An 18,247-nucleotide genomic window follows, 5' to 3' on the forward strand; every position below is an offset into this window, starting at 1 on the left:
TCGTGCATGAGTATATCGCCAAGTGCCTGCAAGGCTTGGCAGAGACCTCATCCGAGGTTGAGTCATTATTGCCGTGGAATATCAAGCAAAGATAAATTGCTAGGTGCCGTTCGCTAGACGTTTACGTTTATTTACGGCACTTTGATGACGTTCGGTTTGTGTGGTGTGTAAATACTGCGACGTGGTATCGATACTTTCATGGCCTGCATCAGCCTGGACATGTGATAACGGCCGGCGGTTAATGTTGATGTCGTGCGTTATCCCTGTGTGACGAATGTTATGCGCACTGAGTTGTTTCATTAAATGACTGTCATGCTCAAACCCATCTTTTGCCGCATTGTCTGCTGCAAGATTAATTAACTTGTCGATTTCATCACGTATTTGCCTTATGCCGAGATTGGCGTTAATGACTCCGGATTCTCGGCCGTGTGCTGCAGCCTTATGACGAACAAATATTGGCTGTTGATCGTTGATGCCTGGTAAATCACTTAACCCTAGGTATCGACGATATTCACTTAAGCTAGTCAATAACACTTTGGATATGGCGATATTGCGGGCTTTGCCACTTTTAGAATATGGCACATGAAAATACCACACTCTGGAATGCGGATCTTGCCGAAACTGACTCATCATGGGTGCATAACCTGCACGCGCGCTGATTTCAGATATGCGTAAATAGCAGCTATATAATAGTGTAATTAAAAATAAACTATGCTGATGTTGTTCTGGTTGTGTTTGCGCTAATTGCTTTACGGTGCTGACAACATAAGACCATTGTAATTCTGTAAATGCGTGGTGATTGCTGTCTTCGTTTAGGGTGAATTTCCGCTTAATGGCAAATCTACTGTGCTTTAACCAAAGCTGTGCCGGGTTACGCTCTGTGTATTCTTCGCTAATTAAGTAACCGTAAAATGACGATAATATCGCTATTTTGGTTTTAAGTGCGTTATCACTTAATTGATATGGCAGGCATTTACCGAGTTGCTTTTTACCGATAAACGGCCGCCATTGTGGGTTTGGCTGACGTTCACCACTGGCTTTGTCGAGTTTAAATTGCGCGACATTAAAATAGCCAATTAAATGATTTGGTGGTGATTGGCAGTAATCGATGTATTTAGCAATGTCTTTGCGTGTGACGGCAATTGGCGATAATGCCACAACGTCAAAACACCAATGTAGAAATGTGGTGAGCTCGCTTCGGTATGCTTTGTAGTTGTTTTCAGATTGTTTTTGCTCAAATAACCAGTCGGCACAGTGCTCTATAATAAGGCCTGCGTCTGTCACTTTACTGATAGATATGCGCGTTATGTATTGATTTACAGTGGGATTACCTTGCAATACATATTCTGCAGCGTCAAAAAGTGGTAATACTGGAGGCAATGGCTCTGTTGTCATAGCGAATACTTTAAAGTTTAGGTTATTGTTTTAATGACTATTATAGCGTTTTATGACTGGTGCCGATAACGTTATTTATCGGCACCAATTGATTAGAAATTTATGACTCGACATAATTTAATATCGAAATTGGTTTGCTGGTTGAGTGTTGTCGGTTTTTGTCTGCGTTACACGGATGTTGGCACTGAGTATTTTGACAATCCACACGATGTTGGCAACTCCATAGACATAATTGCCACAAGGTTTGTTTGCTGTCTCTGTCTAAACACTGTAAATCTGCTGCACACAAGTGACCTGCTTTTATCAATTGAGCCACTTTAGCCGTATCGATTGTGACATTGACTCTAGACATATCGCCTTCTCATTCAAATGTATCTTATATATCACTATACATTGTTGAGAATGATTATCAATTAGATTTTGGTGCTGTGTTTATTTTTGTGAACTAAACAACTCACCTTCTAGAGCGTTGCTTGGTATTGATATTGTGGACTATTGACATAACACAATGCTAAAAATGATACCGTTACCCTAACTCTCTAAAAACAAAATCAACTTGTTTGAACCATAAAGAGTGAAATAAGCACAGTAATTTAATCTTGATATGACAAACACTATTCGTTACCTTTTGCCCAGTAGTCGCTATGTCTGTTGTGCCCTACTCTTTATCGTAAAAGAGAAACGACTTTCTCACCTTTTTAGTGTTGTGGATTATCCGCTAAAAAATCATACATTAATGTGCGCTGCTGCCCCTGGTAATCAAAAGTGACAAATACCCGCCATACCATGTAATCACTACTGCACGAGCCAAATATGAGTGTGCCGTGTGCTTGATTGTTTTCTATAGCAGATAATGTCACAGGTATTACTCCCATAAACATATCGCGCCCTTCTACTCTTACTGAAATATTAGTGATCGCTTGACTAAATTTGAGCGTAAGATTAAGTGGTTTTTCACTTGGTGTGTGCACAGGATCGAGCATTAAACCTACGTTTAAATCAGCAACTTTTTTATAACATTCACCCACAGAAAATTGGCAGAGTGTGGTGTCGATTGCAAATGAAGAATTTTCGATATTTTTTTTATTATCACATGCCATTAAAAACATTAAGAAAAATACTACTGAAACCATTTTGATTATTTTAGGCACTGCTATTAACCTTTTGTGAAATATTGAACGTTTTAACTGGGATATATTGATCTAAATCAAATTTGAGTCATGTTGTTAAGTATCTTTTTTGACTCAGCTCAAGTATCATTACATCGCCTCGTGATAGAGACAACAAAAACGAGGTAACACCTTGACAAACTGTTGTAAAAATAACCTTCTTGGTTTGTTTTGTAACCATTTGTCAACTTAACTGGTAAAGCTCGCTTTACTAAATATTAAAAGTAAAAGTAATAAGCCGTGGAAGCATTATGATGAACCATTCCCAGTCTACAGGCGCTGATTACAACTACACTATTGTCCGCCAATTCGCACTCACCACAGTTTTGTGGGGAATCGTTGGTATGGCAGTGGGTGTATTGATTGCGGCTCAGTTAATCTGGCCACAACTGAACTTTGAAACACCTTGGTTAACGTTTAGTCGTTTACGACCTTTACATACCAATGCGGTGATTTTCGCGTTCGGAACATCAGCCCTTTTCGCTACATCCTACTATGTTGTGCAACGTACTTGTCAAATCCGTCTATTTGCGCCTAAATTAGCCGCATTTACGTTTTGGGGTTGGCAGGCAGTTATTATTGCAGCTGCAATCACTTTACCAATGGGATACACCCAAGGTAAAGAGTATGCAGAATTAGAATGGCCAATTGATATCGCAATTACGATAATTTGGGTCAGCTATGCAATCGTTTTCTTTGGCACAATCGCTAAACGAACTACTTCCCATATTTATGTGGCTAACTGGTTCTTTGGTGCCTTTATCATCACTGTTGCAGTATTGCACATTGTGAACTCAATGGCAGTACCTGTAAGTCTGTTTAAGTCTTACTCGCTGTACTCAGGTGCGGTCGATGCAATGGTTCAGTGGTGGTACGGACATAATGCTGTAGGCTTCTTACTTACTGCTGGTTTCTTGGGGATGATGTATTACTTCGTGCCTAAGCAAGCTGGACGTCCTGTTTATTCTTATCGTTTATCGATTGTTCACTTTTGGGCATTGATTGCGTTATACATTTGGGCCGGTCCTCACCACTTACATTACACTGCCCTACCTGACTGGACTCAGTCTTTAGGCATGGTGATGTCATTAATCTTATTCGCGCCATCTTGGGGCGGTATGATTAACGGTATTATGACGCTATCTGGTGCTTGGCATAAGCTACGTACAGACCCAGTGTTACGTTTCTTAGTTGTTTCATTGTCTTTCTATGGTATGTCTACCTTCGAAGGCCCAATGATGGCAATCAAAACGGTAAATGCGTTATCTCATTACACTGACTGGACCGTTGGTCACGTTCATTCTGGCGCGCTAGGCTGGGTTGCAATGGTATCAATTGGTTCGCTATATCACCTAGTGCCAGTGTTATTTGGCCATGGTCGTATGTATAGCACCTCGCTAGTGAATGTCCACTTCTGGTTGGCCACTATCGGTACCGTTTTATACATCGTAAGTATGTGGATTTCTGGTGTTATGCAAGGTCTTATGTGGCGTGCAGTAAACTCTGACGGTACGTTAACGTACAGCTTTGTTGAGAGTTTAGAAGCATCTTACCCATTCTACTTTGTACGCTTTCTTGGTGGTTGTTTCTTCTTAACCGGTATGTTGATTATGGCTTATAACGTGTTACGCACTGTTAAAGCGCCTAAAGAATCATTACCAGCGTTAGCAGAAGCTTAAGGAGCAGATTCGATGAAATTTAATCATGAATTAATTGAAAAGAATGTGGGTCTGCTTGCTATTTTCACTGTGATTGCCATTAGTTTTGGTGGTTTGGTGCAAATTACGCCGCTGATTTTCCAAAAGGATACCACTCAAGCCGTTGAAGGGTTAATCCCTTACACTGCTCTGCAGATTGAAGGTCGTGATATCTATGTGCGTGAAGGTTGTTATAACTGTCACAGCCAGATGATCCGTCCATTACGTGCAGAAACTGAACGTTATGGTCACTACTCTGTTGCGGGTGAATCTGTTTGGGACCACCCTTTCCAATGGGGTTCTAAGCGTACAGGGCCAGATCTTGCACGTGTAGGTGGTCGTTACAGTGATAAATGGCATGAAGTGCATTTAATCAACCCTCGCGATGTGGTACCACAATCAAACATGCCTGCTTTCCCTTGGTTAGCTGAAAACACGCTAGACGGCGAATTGACCGGTGACAAGATGTCTATCCTGCGTAATCTGCACAAAGGCGGTTACAAAGGTGGCGATCTTTACACTGACGAAGAAATTGCTGGCGCTCAAAAAGCGGTTGAAGGCAAAACTGAATTACAAGCACTAATCGCGTATTTGCAATCTTTGGGTCACGCACTCAAGTAGGAGGCAATAATGGATTACGGTACTTTTCAAGGCATTTTAACCATTATTGTAATGGTGACATTTGTCGGTATTTTTTACTGGGCATACAGTAAGCACAGCAAGTCAAAATTTGACGAAGCCGCTAACTTAGTATTTTCAGATGATGAACTGGCAAAAATGTCTAAAGACTCAGGAGAGCAGAAGTAATGATTATGAGTAACTTCTGGAGCATTTGGATTTCTGTACTGACTATTGTGGTCATTGTTGGTTGTTTTATCCTTCTTAAACTGGTGAATAAAAACTACACCGGTGTTGAAGAAGGTAAATCAATGGGCCACGAGTTTGATGGAATTGAAGAACTAAACAACCCACTGCCAAAGTGGTGGGCTTATATGTTCTACCTTACTATCGTGTTCGGTGTGATCTATTTAGCTCTATACCCAGGCCTAGGTAATTACAAAGGTTTGTTTGGTTGGACAAGTTCTAATCAAAGTATTGGTACTGAACAAGGTCTTAAAGCTGATTCAGCGGCAGCACTAGAAGCTGCTAAAGCTGAAAATCGTCTGTCACAATATGACCGTGAAGTCGCGCAAGCTGACGAAAAATATGGTCCTATTTTCGCGGCATACCTAGCTACCCCTTTAGAAGAGTTAGTTAAAGACGAAGAAGCATTGAAAGTGGGCGGTCGTTTGTTTTTACAAAATTGCGCTCAATGTCATGGTTCTGATGCTCGTGGCTCAAAAGGTTTCCCTAACCTAACAGATGGCGATTGGTTATACGGTGGCGATTTAGCCACGATTAAAACCACGCTTATGAACGGTCGTAACGGTATGATGCCGCCTAAAGGTGGTTTACCTATCGAAGACAGCGAGATTGAAGGTCTAGCTGAATACGTCGTTAAACTGTCTGGTCGTGAGCACGACGAAGCCTTAGCTGCACAAGGTCAAGGTTCATTTATGAAAGGTTGTTTTGCATGTCATGGTATGGATGCAAAAGGTAACAAGTTCATGGGTGCCCCTAACCTAACAGATAATGTGTGGTTATATGGCGGAAGCCGTGGCGTGATTTCTGAATCGATTGTTAATGGCCGCGCAGGTGTAATGCCAGCTTGGAAAGACATTCTCGGTGAAGAGAAAGTGCATGTGATTGCAGCTTATGTTTATAGCTTATCAAACAAATAGTTAACAATACTCATAATAAGGCCTCGATTTAATCGAGGCCTTTTTTTTAAGTGATTATTAAGCCGTTACGCGTTAAAATAGCTCGGTTAATTTTATTGGTTTTTAGGAAGTATTATGTCGAAGCAACTCCCTTGGTATAAACAGTTTTGGCCTTGGTTTTTAATCGTTTTACCAATGTGTGCAGTGATAGCCAGTTTGACCACATTAAAAATCGCGTTAGATAACTCTGACTCATTAGTGGCAGATGAATATTATAAAGAAGGCAAAGGCATCAATATGGACCTGCGTAAAATTAAATACGCACAACAAATTGGCATGAAATTCTTAATCAAAGTGAATGATGAATCGCTATTGATCACCCAACAAGGTGGCCCAGAATATCGTGCAGCATTAAACGTAAAGTTTTATCACCCTACTATTGAAGAAAAAGATTTCAATGTACAAGCCACTGCAGATGCCAATTATATTTATCGCATCCCGTTAACAGAGGCAATTAGTGGCCCTTGGGAAGTACGTATTGAAGGCTTTGATGGCAAATGGCGTATTCAACAACGTATCGACATTAAAGATGACGTTGAATATTGGCTGAATTAATTCATGATACTCTGTTTTCATTGTAATGAACCCGTTACCACCGGAACGCAATTCACTACAATCATCAATGGGCAGGCACAACCTATGTGTTGCCCAGGTTGCCAGGCCGTTTCGCAAGCGATTATGGATGCGGGCTTAAGTAGCTATTATCAATTTCGCAGTGAGCCCGGTAATCGCCAAACCGCATTAGTCCCAGAGCAATTAACGCAATACAGTGCGTACGATTTGCCTGAAGTTCAACAAGACTTTGTTCATAAACAAGGTGATATTGATTCAACCTCATTATCTATTGACGGTATAACCTGTGCTGCTTGTGCTTGGTTAATTGAGCACAAACTAAAACCCGTTGCCGGTGTCAATAATGTTCAAGTGAATTCCACCACTCAACGCGCTTTAGTTAGTTGGGATAATAAAACCATTCATTTAAGTGAGATTTTGCAGCTTATTAGCCAAATTGGCTATCAAGCGGCACCTTATCAAGTTGATGAACAAGAAAAACAATCTAAAGCTGACAGCCGTAAGTTTTTACTGCGTTTAGGTTTAGCTGGCTTTGCAACCATGCAAGTAATGATGTTTGCCCTTGCCTTATACACTGGCTACTTTACTGATTTAGAAGTCGAATTTAGGGATTATTTCCGCTGGGTGAGTTTAATTTTTGCCGCCCCTGTGGTGCTGTATTCTGCACAACCCTTTTATTTTAGTGCTCTGCGCAGTTTACTCAGCGGTAGGCTCAATATGGACGTGTCTGTGTCTGTTGCTATTGGCGGTGCCTTTATTGCCAGTTGTATTGCCACGGTACAAGGTAATGGCGAAGTGTATTTTGAATCGGTTTCAATGTTTACTTTTTTCTTATTGCTTGGACGCTACTTTGAGCAAACTGCACGCCAAAAAGCCTCTGTTAGCTCGAGTAATTTACATAAACTGATACCGCTGACAGCCCATTTAATCGACAACGGACAAACGACTGAAATTGCAGCTAAACAACTTCGTGTTGGCGATGTGATTTTAGTTAAACCCGGTGAGGTTATTGCTGCAGATGCCGTTGTTGTGTCTGGTCAATCGAGTGCCAATGAAGCCATGCTCACTGGTGAGCAAATGCCCATTACCAAACAGCTTAATGACCCTGTTTATGCGGGCACCATTAACGTTGAGCAGCCATTACAAGTTAAAGTCACGGCATTAGGCCAAGATCAGCTTGTTGCCGAAATCATCCGTTTACAAGAATTGGCGTCAAACAATAAACCTGCTATTGCACTGGTTGCCGACAGACTGGCAAGATATTTTACCGCAACGATTTTATCGATAGCATTAGTGACTTATATTGTTTGGCATTTTATTTCTCCAGAAGATGCATTTTGGGTTACCTTATCGGTTTTAGTGGCGACCTGCCCTTGTGCACTCGCATTAGCCACACCGACAGCCGTTACCTGTGCGACGGCTATTTTTACTAAATTAGGTATCATTACCCGTAAAGCAGGTGTGTTTGAAAAACTCACACAAATTAACCATGTGGTGTTTGATAAAACTGGCACATTAACGTGCGGGCAATTGTCGATTGGTGACATTGTGCTCGCAAAGGGTTATCAATCTGAATACATTCTCGCGCTCGCTGCTGCTGTAGAGCAAGGCTCGTTACATCCTATCGCTCAAGCATTTAAACCTTACTTTAATAACCAATATACCGTGACCGAAATGGAGCATCATGTTGGCTTAGGCATTGCAGCTACCGTTGATAATCAACTTGTCAGGATCGGTAAGCATGAATTTGTATTACCTCAGGCTTCGTTATCTGATCACAATGTGCAACATTCTCAGCTTATTTACATGTCGATAGATAATCAGTTGGTTGCAACCATTGAAATGCTCGACCAATTACGCATAGACTGTAAACACACGGTCGACAAATTAACTCAAGCTAAAATTGGATTAAGTATTGCCAGTGGTGACAACTCCGGCCATGTTGAGTATTTGGCTAAAACGCTTGGAATTACTGACGTACACTCTGGATTGTCGCCTCAAGGTAAACTGTCGCTGGTTAACCAGTTACAACAAACTAAACAAGTGGCAATGTTTGGCGATGGTATTAATGATGCGCCCGTTTTAGCGGGTGCCGATTTGTCTGTTGCGATGGGCAGTGGCAGTGCGATTGCTAAAAATAATGCTGATCTCATATTGCTTGGTGACCACTTGTCACGCTTTAACGATGCGATTAATGTAGCTAAACAAGCACAGCGTATTATTCACCAAAATTTATTATGGGCGTTTGCCTATAACGTGATTATTTTACCGTTAGCAGTAACGGGACATGTTGCCCCTTACCTTGCCGCTATTGGTATGTCTGTTAGCTCGCTTATTGTCGTGAGTAACAGTTTGAGGCTACTTAGGATAAAGCTATGAGTATCATCTATGTATTAATCCCTATTGCAATGTTGTTTGTGCTCATTGCTGTTGCGATCTTTTTTTGGGCGGTTAAGTCTGAACAGTTTGACGATTTAGACCGTCAAAGTGTGTCAATTCTATTCGATGATGAGCAAATAAAACCATCTAATAATACAGATGAAAAACCAACGAAAACAGAGTAAACATTATGATTGAATATAATGTCGGTGGGGCTTTTTTGGTTGGGCTCATGGGCGCTGCTCATTGCTTTGGGATGTGCGGCGGCCTGATTGGTGCTTTTTCAGCAAATATCCCTAATCGTGGTACAAATCAATTAGCCAACCAATTAACATTTTTACTCAGCTACAACCTGGGCCGAATTACAAGTTATACCCTTGCCGGTGCGTTTGTGGGTGCGAGTGCCTCTGCGCTAGGTCAATTATTTGATGCAGATACCTATTTATTAGTATTGCGTATTTTTGCTGGCATTATGATGATATGTACTGGTTTGTACATCGCGCAAATTTGGTCAGGTATTGTCCATATTGAAAAATTCGGCAAAATTTTGTGGCGCTATTTGCAGCCTTTAACGCGTAAAGTGTTACCCATTAAACATCCTCGGCAGGCTTTACTGGCAGGAATGGTATGGGGTTGGTTGCCTTGTGGCCTAGTATATAGCACCTTAACATGGTCTGTTGCGTCTGGCAGTGCACTCCAAGGCGGCCTGATTATGTTTGCCTTTGGCCTTGGCACATTGCCTGCTTTACTTGCTGCTGGCGTAGCGGCTAAAACACTGGCTAATTGGGTACAAAAAAAGGCGGTTAGACTATTGAGTGGTTTACTATTAGTGCTCTTTGGTTTACAAACACTTTATATTGCTTTTAGTCAGCTAAACTAGTTAGTAATAGCAATTTGGTTTACTATGTTAATGTTTACATCAACTGAGATTGGGTATGACTTCAGATCTAAATAAAGCTCGTCGACCATCAACCAGCGGTTGTGCAATTCATTGTCACGATTGCAGTATGGAATCATTGTGTATTCCATTTACGTTGAATAATGATGAGCTTGATAAACTAGATAATATTATTGAGCGTAAAAAGCCCATTCAAAAAGGTGATCTCATTTTTAAATCAGGTGATAGTTTAAAGTCACTGTACGCCATCCGTTCAGGCACCATTAAAAGCTATACCATTACAGAACAAGGTGACGAACAAATTACAGGTTTTCATCTTGCGGGTGATGTTATCGGGTTTGATGGCATACATGCTCAATTGCATCAAAGTTTTGCTCAAGCACTCGAAACCTCAATGGTGTGTGAAATTCCATTTGATACTCTCGATATCCTCGCCGGTACCATGCCTAAATTACGTCAACAAATTATGCGCTTAATGAGCAGTGAAATCATGAGCGATCAAGAGATGATCCTGTTGCTTTCGAAAAAGAACGCTGAAGAACGTCTTGCAGCATTTATCAGTAATCTTGCTAAACGATTTGGCAGCCGAGGCTTTTCAAACAAGGAATTTAGATTAACCATGACGCGCGGCGACATCGGTAACTATCTTGGTCTTACTGTCGAAACAATTAGCCGTTTGCTTGGCCGTTTTCAAAAAGCTGGCTTAATTGAAGTGAATGGCAAATACATCAGTATTGTCGATAATGACGCACTAGCTCAATTAGCCGGCAGTTCACGTATCGCAACTTAAAGTTAATTTGTATGATCTACCTCATGGTTTATTTATTAGTAAACGGTAATACTATATTTAGTTAAAATAAAATAAATTCAACAGCTTTGGAGGTTATATGAAGGATTATAAAAAGATTTTGGTGGTGATAAATCCAACGACTGATCATCAACCTGCATTAGCACGTGCAGTCGAACTTGCCTCAAAGAGTAATGCTGAAATCACCGCATTTTTATCTATTTTCGACTTCTCTTATGAAATGACCTCCATTCTGTCTAGCCAAGAACGCGAAGCAATGCGCCAAGGGGTCATTGACCAACGTATTGCTTGGTTAGAGAGTGCCATTAGTGGGTTTAACAGTAAAAACCTCACAATAAACACCGAAGTGGTATGGCATAACCGTCCATTTGAAAGTGTGATAAATTTTGCGATTAATGGCGATTTTGATTTAATCGTTAAAAGTACCCATCAACATGACAAACTGAAAGCTGTGATATTCACGCCCACTGATTGGCATTTAATGCGTAAATCACCGGTACCAGTATTGATGGTTAAAGAACATGATTGGCCAGTTGCGGGTAAAATTGTCTGTGCCGTAAATGTGGTTAGTGAAGATGATGATCATCAAACATTAAATGGCAAAATCATTTCCCAAGCCCTCAATTTAGCTAAAAAGTTCTCTGCGAGTGTTCATCTCGTTAATGGTTATCCTGGTACCCCTGTTAATTTAGCAATCGAACTGCCTGACTTTGATGCCAACATCTATAACAATACCGTGAGAATGCAGCATGAGCAACGCGTGCAGTATCTCGCTCAGGCATATAATATTCCGCTTGAAAATTGCCATGTAGAAGAAGGTTTACCTGAAGATGTTATTCCAGAGTTAGCCAGTAAATTGGATGCCGAATTAGTAGTACTTGGCACTGTCGGTCGTACTGGATTTTCGGCAGCATTAATAGGCAATACAGCTGAACATGTTATCGATAGTATTAATTGTGACTTATTAGCGATTAAACCTGACGGATATAAATCACCTTTAGAAGAATAGTCGACATAGAGTAAGGTAAACCCTTTACCCTGCCCTCGATTACTGGAATAATACGCGCCCTGAAACACTTGGTTACTGGGCGCATTTTTATGTCTGACGTTGAAGTCGAAACACTCGCTAAAAAAAATATTACTCGCATGAATAAACTGCAAAAACGTCTAAGACGTGAAGTCGGTTCTGCGATTGCTGATTACAACATGATTGAAGATGGCGATCGTGTTATGTGTTGTTTGTCTGGCGGTAAAGACAGTTACACTATGCTAGATATTTTAATGAACCTTCAACAACGTGCTCCAATTAAATTTGAAATTGTTGCCGTAAATCTAGACCAAAAACAACCAGGCTTTCCTGAAGATATTTTACCTGCTTATTTAGATAAGTTAGGTGTGGCGTATCATATCCTCGAAAAAGACACTTATTCAATCGTTAAAGAAAAAATTCCAGAAGGTAAAACGACGTGTTCATTATGTTCAAGATTACGTCGCGGTACTTTATATGGTTTTGCACAGCACATTGGTGCAACTAAAATTGCTTTAGGCCATCATCGCGATGACATTATAGAGACAATGTTTTTAAACATGTTTTATGGTGGCAAACTCAAAGCGATGCCACCTAAATTGTTGTCTGATGATGGTGCCAATATGGTTATCCGTCCATTAGCGTATTGCCGTGAAAAAGACATTGAAGCGTATTCAGATCTTAAAGAGTTCCCGATTATTCCGTGTAACTTGTGTGGTTCACAAGAAAACCTTAAGCGTGGCGAGATTAAAAATATGCTTAAGCTTTGGGACAAACAAGCACCTGGGCGTTTAGAAACTATTTTTACAGCGATGCAAAATACCGCGCCTTCTCAGGGTGTTGACCGTGAGCAGTTTGATTTTATCTCACTCATGCGAAACCCTGATGCTGATAATAAAGGCGATGTGGCAGATGCAGATTTACCTGCTTTTGATTTTGTTGATATCAATAATAACGGTCATATCAATTTAGATGTCAGTAACCGTATCGATGTTGTGGCAACATTTAAGCCATAAGCAAAGCACTAAATAAAAATGGCGTTGCAATTACAACGCCATTTTTTTATTCACAAGAGCTTAGTTAAACGTTAATGATTTAATACCAATGGGCTAACGACACTGGGTTTAGTGCTAAAATCTAGCCGCGTTAATCGGTTAATCTGTTCAAGATCGAGAGTCAATTTTTTAGCAATTTTTTGCTCTTTACCATCAATTGTCACGCTCACATTTGAGTCGGAAAAATCGAAACTGATACCATCAATGGGTTTTCTAAAATACTTCATCGGAAAACCTTGTAAACCATCTAACAAACGATTCATGTCTGTATTAAGGGCTAATAATTGTGACTGAGTATAGTGTTGCTGTGTTTCACGAGCACGTACCTGCATCGCTATCGCACATTGGCTTGCATCACCCGCAACTTCAATATTAACCAAACCGCGATCAGACTTTAACTGCGCATCAAACGGGATAAACAGTCGTTGCTGCTTTGTATAAGTGAGAGGATATGTCGCATTTTCTGTGGTGATACTGCCAGACTTTATGGTGCAGTCTGAAGTAATAGGTACACTAAAGGCAAGCTCAACAAGTTGGTAATTTTGTTTATTCACTTGCTTTAAACGGTCATAAAAGCCTACGTATTCTAAAGAAACGGTTTCTGCAATACTGTTACTAGTGATTAAAAGGGATGAAAGAAAAATGAATCCGTTAATGAGCGGACGACTACGCATTGGCTTTAGTTCCTGTTAGGTATGGTTTGTTATGTTTTAGCATTTCAAGAAGTTCATCGATGTACTCGTGTTTACGTTCTGAATAATTAACCAAACCGAAGACAAGTTTTTCTGCGGTCGGTTTAATTTTTTGTTCCCTTAAATCAGATCTAATGGAGCGAAAAAGACGGTATGCTGAATGGGTGTTTAAATTGATCATATAGGCAATAATCGAATCTTTTGGTGAGTCGAATACCGCGACCTCATGGGTTTTACCTTGATCACGTGATGTTGGCACTAAGCCACAACCTTCAGTAAAGCACCATTGTCCAAAAAAATTAAATCCTTCTGTAGCGAAGCGTGAACTGCCCCAACCGCTTTCATTGGCCGCTTGTACAAGCACCATATTTACCGGAATAATATCAATCCGTTTGAGTAAAGGATTTAATGTACTACTGGTAAATGATTTCACATCATATTGGTATTTATCAACAATAGACTGTAAACGTTGCTCATCTGCTGAGCTTAACCCAATACCATTATCAATCTGTTCAATTATCGCTAAAACAAATTGACGTTCATGTATGATGATTTGATTTTGCGCTTCAATGGCTGGCCGCAAATATTTGAAGAAGGTGACTTTTTTAGTCGGTATGTCATTTATATTGGCAAACTCGGGCATTTCCCCTAAGTCAATATTGTGCAGATGACCAAGTAGCGTTCTTTCAGGGCTTTGCGCAGTTTGTGGAATAATAAACAGCCTGATTGCCAATAATGCAAAGACAGCTAATCCTAACGCAAATGTGATTTGACCAATATTGCCTATCTTCAAATTGACCTGCCTGTGAGATAAATTATTAAAATACTAAGGTAATTATAACCATAAATAACTGATGATGCAGTAAAGCCACAGGATTATGAATTACAAAAATTTATAGCCGATCATGATAACCCTAGGATCACGAAACCATAAAATTAATTACACTTTGATGACATGAAACAGGTAAAATCGAACGATGTAAAAGAGTCATATTTGGTTATCGATATGTCATCTTCCATTCAACAGCTCAAGGATTTAGAGAAAACCTATGTTGAATCAAAAATTAACGTCTTTTAATCATGTGGTAGCCATTGGTGGCGGGCATGGTTTAGGCACAATATTAGCTTCTTTGTCTTCGTTGGGTCCACGATTAACAGGTATTGTTGCGACAACTGATAATGGTGGGTCTACCGGAAGGCTTCGACAAGATCAGCAAACCATTGCTTGGGGAGATTTACGTAATTGTTTATCTCATCTTGCGCATAGACCCTCATTAGGTAGCATGTTGTTTGATCATCGCTTTACTGGCAACAATGAACTATCAGGGCATAACTTAGGTAATGTGGTGTTACATGCTCTTGATCAATTGTGTGTTCGCCCGCTTGAAGCGATTAATTTAATCCGTGGTTTGTTAAAAATTGAAACTTCAATCATTCCAATGTCAGAAGCTTCAACGCACTTAGTGGCACTGAGCCATTGTGGTAATAAAGTGTTTGGAGAGTTAAATGTTGATGGCATGAAAGAAGCCCCCATTGCATTAACACTTGAGCCTGAAGTTCAAGCAACATCAGAAGCCTGCGCAGCCATTGAACAAGCGCAATTAATCATTCTTGGTCCCGGCAGTTTTTTAACCAGTATAATGCCACCATTGTTATTACCTGAAATAGCCAACAGTATTCGCAAAGCAAATGCACACGTGGTATTAATTGATAATTTAACTGCAGAGTACTCGCCTGCCAGTACGTTTAGTATTGAAGATAAAATTGTTTGGTTTAACCAGGTTATTGGTAAAAATGTTATTGCGGATGTGATTCAACATGGCACTACACCTCAACTCGCCAGCCATTACAGCCATGAGGTAAGATTTAATCAATTCCCATTAATGAGTGATCATCATCCGGGGCTTCACGACAAACAAGCCTTAGCGGATGCGATTGAAGAAGTTTGTCACTTCAGATTAGCGCAATTACATTTACTAAGGTGCAGTTAATCATGCAGTCTGTGGTATGAGTGTATTTTGCAAAGCGAGTGATAACGATTAGATGTAATAATAAAGGCTGCAGTAGCAGCCTTTATTATGTTGAGCTTGGAGCAAATCAAAGATTCACTATTACAGTACTTGTGCGATTGCCTTACACACCGCTGGCATATTGTTTTTGGTTAAGCCTGCAACGCTAATACGGCCAGAGCCAACAATGTAAATTGCAAATTCATCTTTTAAACGTGCAACTTGCTGTTTATTCAACCCTGAAAAACTAAACATACCGTTTTGACGTGAGATAAAACTAAAGTCTTGCTCAACACCTTCGGCTTTTAAACTGTCGACAAACAATGTGCGCATTTCTGCGATACGTTGACGCATTTCAGTTAACTCAGCTTCCCATTCTTGTCGTAATGCATCATCAGACAAAATAGTGCTGACAATTAATCCACCATGTGCTGGAGGATTAGAGTAATTTGCACGGATATTCTTTTTAATTTGGCTAAAGCTATTCGTGGCTGTTTGCTCATCTTCAGTAACCACAGTCACTGCGCCAATACGTTCATTGTATAAGCCAAAGTTTTTAGAAAAAGAGTTGGCAATAAGTAATTCCGGTACGACAGCTGCGACAGCGCGTAAACCTTGGGCATCTTCATCAATACCTGCACCAAAACCTTGATAAGCAAAATCAAATAACGGTAATAACTCTTTAGCTAAACATACTTGAGCCACTTGTTGCCATTGAGCTAAAGATAAATCGATACCGGTTGGGTTATGACAACACCCATGCAGAAGCACTACATCACCGGCTTGAGCTTGCTCAAGATCCGCTAGCATGGCTTCAAAATCCATATCATGAGTTTCAGCTTTATAGTAACGATACTGTTTAACCGTTAAACCGGCTGTTTCAAAAATATTATTATGGTTAGCCCAGGTAGGATTACTGACCCAAATAGTTGTCGATTTAGTGTTACGCACTAAAAATTCAGAGGCTACGCGTAATGCACCTGTTCCGCCTGGCGCTTGTGCTGTTGCGGCACGTTTATCGGTAATGATGGTACTGTCTTCACCAAACAATAAACCTTGAACAACCTGGTTATATGCTTGAACACCTTCAATACCTAGGTAGTTCTTAGTCTTTTCTGTCTCCAATAAAATAGCTTCCGCTTTTTTAACTGATGACAACACAGGAGTTTGTCCTGCTTCATCTTTGTAAATACCTACGCCTAAATTGACTTTATGAGCACGAGTATCGGCTTTGAACGCATCGGTTAAGCCTAAAATGGGGTCTGCTGGAGCAAGAGTGACTTGAGAAAAGATCATTACAACTATCCTAAGTAAGGTGATGAGACGAATTTTGCTTAGTTATACCACTCTATGGGCAAGCTGAGTAGTGAGTTTTTTGATTGTTGAGACAAAATCACGTAATTGCTATAAATATTAGCAATATTGACGCAACTTTGGCTGTTTGAGCATTAATAGGTGGTTTATACAAAAAGCAGATATAAAAAAAGGAACCATAAGGTTCCTTTTTCCAAAGCGTTTCACTAATTACTTAGTTAATGCTTCTTTTGCTTTTTCAACTAAAGTTGCAAATACAACTTTGTCGAATACAGCGATGTCAGCCAAAATCTTACGATCGATTTCGATAGACGCCTTTTTCAGACCGTTGATGAAACGGCTGTAAGACAGACCATTTTGACGTGAAGCCGCATTAATACGTGCAATCCATAATTGACGGAATTGACGTTTTTTCTGACGACGGTCACGGTAAGCATATTGACCAGCTTTAGTTACTGCTTGAACAGCAACACGGTAAGTACGGCTACGAGCGCCATAATAACCTTTAGCTAGTTTAAGTACTTTCTTGTGACGAGCACGAGCGGTTACACCACGCTTAACTCTAGGCATTGTTTATCTCTCCTTTAATTAAGCGTATGGTAGTTGACGTGCAATTGCTGGCACATCAGACTTAGCAACTAAACATTTAGCACGTAAGTGACGCTTACGCTTAGTGCTCTTCTTGGTCAAAATGTGACGTAAGTGTGCTTGCTTGCGCTTGAAACCATTAGCGGTTTTCTTAAAACGCTTCGCTACACCCTTGTCTGTTTTCATTTTAGGCATTTCTAAAACTCCGCATTGGGACGTTAATAAACGTAAGGCGAGCAAAAGCCTCAAGAGACTTTTGCTACTTTTAGGTTGCCCTACTATTTCTTTTTAGGTGCTAGCACCATAATTGCTTGACGACCTTCCATTTTCGGGAAAGATTCGACAACCGCATACTCTTCCAAATCAGCCTTAATACGGTTCAAAAGATCCATACCTAGGTTTTGGTGTGCCATTTCGCGACCACGGAAACGCAGCGTAATCTTCGCTTTGTCCCCATCTTCTAGAAAACGAATCAGGTTGCGTAGTTTTACCTGATAGTCGTTTTCATCAGTGCCTGGACGGAATTTTATTTCCTTAACCTGGACCTGTTTCTGCTTCTTCTTTTGTTCCTTTTGAGCCTTAGCTTTATCAAAAAGGAACTTACCGTAGTCCATTATGCGACAGACCGGAGGCTCAGCATTAGGGCTAATCTCTACGAGATCAACACCTGCTTCATCTGCAATACTCTGAGCTTCTTTAATGCTAACGATACCAATTGCTTCACCTTCCAAATCCGATAAACGGACTTCAGGAACACCAGTGATTTCTTCATTGATTCTATTAGGGGCTGGCTGTCGCCCTGCTGTTCTTTTGATCTTTATGA

General features: G+C 40.5%; 21 protein-coding genes. 12 read left to right on the plus strand and 9 right to left on the minus strand.

The annotated features are described in order from the left end of the window. Positions 1 to 99 precede the first annotated feature (99 nt). From IEY48_RS14350 to IEY48_RS14360, 3 genes are all read right to left on the minus strand, one after another. Entirely contained in the window at positions 100 to 1,395 is a 1,296-nt protein-coding gene (locus IEY48_RS14350; protein ID WP_188921481.1) for a tyrosine-type recombinase/integrase, read from the minus strand. Between the two features lie 100 nt (positions 1,396 to 1,495). Continuing rightward, positions 1,496 to 1,747: a hypothetical protein gene (locus tag IEY48_RS14355; RefSeq protein ID WP_188921579.1), complete on the minus strand. Its 252-nt coding sequence runs from the start codon at positions 1,745 to 1,747 to the stop codon at positions 1,496 to 1,498. Between the two features lie 346 nt (positions 1,748 to 2,093). Continuing rightward, positions 2,094 to 2,546, minus strand: a complete 453-nt coding sequence (locus tag IEY48_RS14360) for a hypothetical protein (RefSeq protein ID WP_188921493.1) — start codon at positions 2,544 to 2,546, stop codon at positions 2,094 to 2,096. A 269-nt stretch (positions 2,547 to 2,815) separates the two neighbouring features. Between IEY48_RS14360 and ccoN the strand changes: the two genes are divergently transcribed. From ccoN to ttcA, 11 genes are all read left to right on the plus strand, one after another. Continuing rightward, positions 2,816 to 4,243 carry a cytochrome-c oxidase, cbb3-type subunit I gene (gene ccoN / locus IEY48_RS14365; RefSeq protein WP_188921495.1) on the plus strand — a complete coding sequence of 476 codons (1,428 nt, stop codon included), beginning with the start codon at positions 2,816 to 2,818 and terminating at the stop codon, positions 4,241 to 4,243. A 12-nt stretch (positions 4,244 to 4,255) separates the two neighbouring features. Continuing rightward, positions 4,256 to 4,882 (plus strand): cytochrome-c oxidase, cbb3-type subunit II, encoded by a 627-nt coding sequence (gene ccoO / locus IEY48_RS14370; RefSeq protein WP_188921496.1) that lies wholly within the window; start codon positions 4,256 to 4,258, stop codon positions 4,880 to 4,882. A 9-nt stretch (positions 4,883 to 4,891) separates the two neighbouring features. Continuing rightward, positions 4,892 to 5,068, plus strand: coding sequence for a cbb3-type cytochrome oxidase subunit 3 (locus IEY48_RS14375; RefSeq protein WP_188921498.1), 177 nt, complete (start codon positions 4,892 to 4,894; stop codon positions 5,066 to 5,068). 5 nt (positions 5,069 to 5,073) lie between these two features. After that, positions 5,074 to 6,042: a cytochrome-c oxidase, cbb3-type subunit III gene (gene ccoP, locus IEY48_RS14380; RefSeq protein ID WP_188921575.1), complete on the plus strand. Its 969-nt coding sequence runs from the start codon at positions 5,074 to 5,076 to the stop codon at positions 6,040 to 6,042. A 114-nt stretch (positions 6,043 to 6,156) separates the two neighbouring features. After that, positions 6,157 to 6,636, plus strand: coding sequence for a FixH family protein (locus IEY48_RS14385; protein WP_188921500.1), 480 nt, complete (start codon positions 6,157 to 6,159; stop codon positions 6,634 to 6,636). Between the two features lie 3 nt (positions 6,637 to 6,639). Continuing rightward, positions 6,640 to 9,033, plus strand: coding sequence for a heavy metal translocating P-type ATPase (locus IEY48_RS14390; RefSeq protein WP_188921502.1), 2,394 nt, complete (start codon positions 6,640 to 6,642; stop codon positions 9,031 to 9,033). Further along, a complete protein-coding gene (gene ccoS, locus IEY48_RS14395) occupies positions 9,030 to 9,218 on the plus strand; it encodes a cbb3-type cytochrome oxidase assembly protein CcoS (protein ID WP_188921503.1) in 189 nt (62 codons plus the stop codon). The genes IEY48_RS14390 and ccoS overlap by 4 nt, the downstream gene beginning before the upstream one ends. A 5-nt stretch (positions 9,219 to 9,223) precedes the next feature. After that, the gene (locus IEY48_RS14400; RefSeq protein WP_188921505.1) at positions 9,224 to 9,913 is read left to right on the plus strand and encodes a sulfite exporter TauE/SafE family protein; all 690 of its coding nucleotides are present in this window, start codon (positions 9,224 to 9,226) and stop codon (positions 9,911 to 9,913) included. 55 nt (positions 9,914 to 9,968) lie between these two features. After that, on the plus strand, positions 9,969 to 10,721 hold the full coding sequence (gene etrA / locus IEY48_RS14405; protein ID WP_188921507.1) for an electron transport transcriptional regulator EtrA: 753 nt from the start codon (positions 9,969 to 9,971) through the stop codon (positions 10,719 to 10,721). A 97-nt stretch (positions 10,722 to 10,818) separates the two neighbouring features. Further along, positions 10,819 to 11,748, plus strand: coding sequence for a universal stress protein UspE (gene uspE / locus IEY48_RS14410; protein ID WP_188921509.1), 930 nt, complete (start codon positions 10,819 to 10,821; stop codon positions 11,746 to 11,748). A gap of 89 nt (positions 11,749 to 11,837) precedes the next feature. After that, positions 11,838 to 12,782 (plus strand): tRNA 2-thiocytidine(32) synthetase TtcA, encoded by a 945-nt coding sequence (gene ttcA / locus IEY48_RS14415; protein WP_188921511.1) that lies wholly within the window; start codon positions 11,838 to 11,840, stop codon positions 12,780 to 12,782. 71 nt (positions 12,783 to 12,853) lie between these two features. On the opposite strand, the gene IEY48_RS14420 is transcribed toward ttcA, so the two are convergent. Further along, positions 12,854 to 13,495, minus strand: coding sequence for a DUF2987 domain-containing protein (locus tag IEY48_RS14420; protein ID WP_188921513.1), 642 nt, complete (start codon positions 13,493 to 13,495; stop codon positions 12,854 to 12,856). After that, positions 13,488 to 14,306, minus strand: a complete 819-nt coding sequence (locus tag IEY48_RS14425; RefSeq protein ID WP_188921515.1) for a glucosaminidase domain-containing protein — start codon at positions 14,304 to 14,306, stop codon at positions 13,488 to 13,490. Before IEY48_RS14425 ends, IEY48_RS14420 begins: the two co-directional genes overlap by 8 nt. A 256-nt stretch (positions 14,307 to 14,562) precedes the next feature. On the opposite strand from IEY48_RS14425, the gene yvcK reads away from it, so the two are divergent. Continuing rightward, complete coding sequence (gene yvcK / locus IEY48_RS14430; RefSeq protein ID WP_188921517.1) at positions 14,563 to 15,504, plus strand: uridine diphosphate-N-acetylglucosamine-binding protein YvcK; 942 nt, start codon at positions 14,563 to 14,565, stop codon at positions 15,502 to 15,504. Positions 15,505 to 15,624: 120 nt separating this feature from the next. Here yvcK and IEY48_RS14435 read toward each other — a convergent pair whose 3' ends face one another. From IEY48_RS14435 to infC, 4 genes are all read right to left on the minus strand, one after another. Then, positions 15,625 to 16,818, minus strand: a complete 1,194-nt coding sequence (locus IEY48_RS14435; protein WP_188921519.1) for an amino acid aminotransferase — start codon at positions 16,816 to 16,818, stop codon at positions 15,625 to 15,627. A gap of 228 nt (positions 16,819 to 17,046) precedes the next feature. Continuing rightward, complete coding sequence (rplT, locus tag IEY48_RS14440; protein ID WP_011637486.1) at positions 17,047 to 17,406, minus strand: 50S ribosomal protein L20; 360 nt, start codon at positions 17,404 to 17,406, stop codon at positions 17,047 to 17,049. Positions 17,407 to 17,424: 18 nt separating this feature from the next. Next, positions 17,425 to 17,619, minus strand: a complete 195-nt coding sequence (gene rpmI / locus IEY48_RS14445; protein WP_011496149.1) for a 50S ribosomal protein L35 — start codon at positions 17,617 to 17,619, stop codon at positions 17,425 to 17,427. 83 nt (positions 17,620 to 17,702) lie between these two features. Next, the gene (gene infC / locus IEY48_RS14450; protein WP_248947833.1) at positions 17,703 to 18,245 is read right to left on the minus strand and encodes a translation initiation factor IF-3; all 543 of its coding nucleotides are present in this window, start codon (positions 18,243 to 18,245) and stop codon (positions 17,703 to 17,705) included. Positions 18,246 to 18,247 lie beyond the last annotated feature (2 nt).

The organism is Shewanella saliphila (assembly GCF_014648295.1).
Taxonomy (GTDB): Bacteria; Pseudomonadota; Gammaproteobacteria; order Enterobacterales; family Shewanellaceae; genus Shewanella; species Shewanella saliphila.

What these genes read in the sequence shown, in the direction of transcription:
- IEY48_RS14350 (WP_188921481.1), bottom strand. Translation starts at nt 1,395, where the DNA reads ATGACAACAGAGCCATTGCCTCCAGTATTACCACTTTTTGACGCTGCA.
- IEY48_RS14355 (WP_188921579.1), bottom strand. Translation starts at nt 1,747, where the DNA reads ATGTCTAGAGTCAATGTCACAATCGATACGGCTAAAGTGGCTCAATTG.
- ccoN (WP_188921495.1), top strand. Translation starts at nt 2,816, where the DNA reads ATGATGAACCATTCCCAGTCTACAGGCGCTGATTACAACTACACTATT.
- ccoO (WP_188921496.1), top strand. Translation starts at nt 4,256, where the DNA reads ATGAAATTTAATCATGAATTAATTGAAAAGAATGTGGGTCTGCTTGCT.
- IEY48_RS14375 (WP_188921498.1), top strand. Translation starts at nt 4,892, where the DNA reads ATGGATTACGGTACTTTTCAAGGCATTTTAACCATTATTGTAATGGTG.
- ccoP (WP_188921575.1), top strand. Translation starts at nt 5,074, where the DNA reads ATGAGTAACTTCTGGAGCATTTGGATTTCTGTACTGACTATTGTGGTC.
- IEY48_RS14385 (WP_188921500.1), top strand. Translation starts at nt 6,157, where the DNA reads ATGTCGAAGCAACTCCCTTGGTATAAACAGTTTTGGCCTTGGTTTTTA.
- IEY48_RS14390 (WP_188921502.1), top strand. Translation starts at nt 6,640, where the DNA reads ATGATACTCTGTTTTCATTGTAATGAACCCGTTACCACCGGAACGCAA.
- ccoS (WP_188921503.1), top strand. Translation starts at nt 9,030, where the DNA reads ATGAGTATCATCTATGTATTAATCCCTATTGCAATGTTGTTTGTGCTC.
- IEY48_RS14400 (WP_188921505.1), top strand. Translation starts at nt 9,224, where the DNA reads ATGATTGAATATAATGTCGGTGGGGCTTTTTTGGTTGGGCTCATGGGC.
- etrA (WP_188921507.1), top strand. Translation starts at nt 9,969, where the DNA reads ATGACTTCAGATCTAAATAAAGCTCGTCGACCATCAACCAGCGGTTGT.
- uspE (WP_188921509.1), top strand. Translation starts at nt 10,819, where the DNA reads ATGAAGGATTATAAAAAGATTTTGGTGGTGATAAATCCAACGACTGAT.
- ttcA (WP_188921511.1), top strand. Translation starts at nt 11,838, where the DNA reads ATGTCTGACGTTGAAGTCGAAACACTCGCTAAAAAAAATATTACTCGC.
- IEY48_RS14420 (WP_188921513.1), bottom strand. Translation starts at nt 13,495, where the DNA reads ATGCGTAGTCGTCCGCTCATTAACGGATTCATTTTTCTTTCATCCCTT.
- yvcK (WP_188921517.1), top strand. Translation starts at nt 14,563, where the DNA reads ATGTTGAATCAAAAATTAACGTCTTTTAATCATGTGGTAGCCATTGGT.
- IEY48_RS14435 (WP_188921519.1), bottom strand. Translation starts at nt 16,818, where the DNA reads ATGATCTTTTCTCAAGTCACTCTTGCTCCAGCAGACCCCATTTTAGGC.
- rplT (WP_011637486.1), bottom strand. Translation starts at nt 17,406, where the DNA reads ATGCCTAGAGTTAAGCGTGGTGTAACCGCTCGTGCTCGTCACAAGAAA.
- rpmI (WP_011496149.1), bottom strand. Translation starts at nt 17,619, where the DNA reads ATGCCTAAAATGAAAACAGACAAGGGTGTAGCGAAGCGTTTTAAGAAA.